Source organism: Streptomyces misionensis, from assembly GCF_007896895.1.
Classification (GTDB): domain Bacteria; phylum Actinomycetota; class Actinomycetes; order Streptomycetales; family Streptomycetaceae; genus Streptomyces; species Streptomyces misionensis_A.
The window spans coordinates 75,656-76,402 of the sequence record NZ_VOGW01000131.1 but is presented as its reverse complement, the minus strand read 5'-3'; the positions used below and the strand labels follow the sequence as shown (position 1 = coordinate 76,402).

Genomic DNA, 747 nt, shown 5'->3' with positions numbered 1-747 from the left:
ACGGCTCCGGGAGCCGTGCGGTCGCGCCGGTCGGCGGGGACTGCGCCGCGCACGGCCCGCACGCGGTGCCGTCCGGCCGGGAGTCCGCTCCCGCGCCCCGCCCCGCCGCGCCCGAACTCGCCGAGGCCGTGCGGCGCGAGTGCCTCCGGCGGGGGCTCATCGTGGAACTCGGCGGCAGGCACGGCGCCGTGGTCCGGCTGCTGCCACCGCTCACGATCAGCGACGAACAGGCGACGGCCGTACTGGACCGGCTGACCGACGCGGTGGCGGCGGTGGCCCACGACCACGAGACCTGCGGCCCGCCCCGGCCCCGGCGAGAGGACACGGCGCCGTGCCGGGGGTGACGGTGTACGAGGTGGCGGTGCGCGGGCGGACCGGGGTCGGGACGCACGGTCTGCCGCGGCGTTGCCGGCCGGCTGTGGTGGCCGTCCCGGGTTCGTCCGACGGCCGGGAGGCCCGGGCCGCGCCGCGGCCCGGTCGGTGGGGTGCGGCGGTCCTGGGGTCGCCTGGCGGCTGGGGGACCAGACCCAGGGGCGGCCCCCGCCCTGTCGTCGGAATGTGCTCGGTCCGGCCCCGTCCGACGGCTCCGGGACCCACGGCCCGGCCGCCCGGCGCGGGGGTCCGGCGCCGCGCGCGGGCCGAGGGGAGCGGGTGGCGCGTTCGGCCCCCGACGCGAGGCCCGCGGTGCGTCCCGGCGTCACGCAACGGGCCGTCCGTCGCCCACCTCCTTTGACCCGCCCCGAGCCG

1 pseudogene is annotated in these 747 nt (G+C 81.1%); it reads left to right on the top strand.

Annotated features, from left to right (window positions below):
* Positions 1 to 344 (top strand): annotated as a pseudogene (locus tag FRZ03_RS23135) (aspartate aminotransferase family protein); the annotation flags it as partial.
* Between the last annotated feature and the right edge of the window lie 403 nt (positions 345 to 747).